General features: G+C 58.4%; 1 protein-coding gene. It reads left to right on the top strand.

What is annotated here, in order from left to right:
• Positions 1-332 (top strand): hypothetical protein (locus A3712_RS27905; RefSeq protein WP_197465863.1); only part of this gene is annotated, 332 nt, incomplete at both ends.

Below are 332 nucleotides of genomic sequence, written 5' to 3'. Positions count from 1 at the left end.
GGCAGGTCGATGGCTATGCAAGCCTTGGTGCTACGCGCCTGAAGCTTGCCGATGACATGCTCCTTACGGACATGGATATCGTCACGAGCGGTCGCTTTGGCGTGACTGCAAGCCGTCCTGCTTTGGGTGGTCTCGTGAGCTTCGGCGTTGCTCAGCAGCTGGTATCGCTTTCAGGCAATGCGACCTTCACTGTCGGCAAAGGCTACGATTACGAAAGCCGGGGTCTGACCTATGCTCAGCGCGAGGTTAACATGCGGGGTAGCATCGCTCCGCAGATGACCTTCGGCTACGAAAAGAGGGGTGAGCGATCGGCATTCCGTTTCGGAGCCACG

It is taken from the genome of Vibrio sp. HI00D65, from assembly GCF_001635455.1.
Lineage (GTDB): Bacteria > Pseudomonadota > Gammaproteobacteria > Enterobacterales > Vibrionaceae > Vibrio.
Note: the sequence above shows the minus strand (reverse complement) of the source record. Positions and strands in the feature narration are given on the sequence as shown.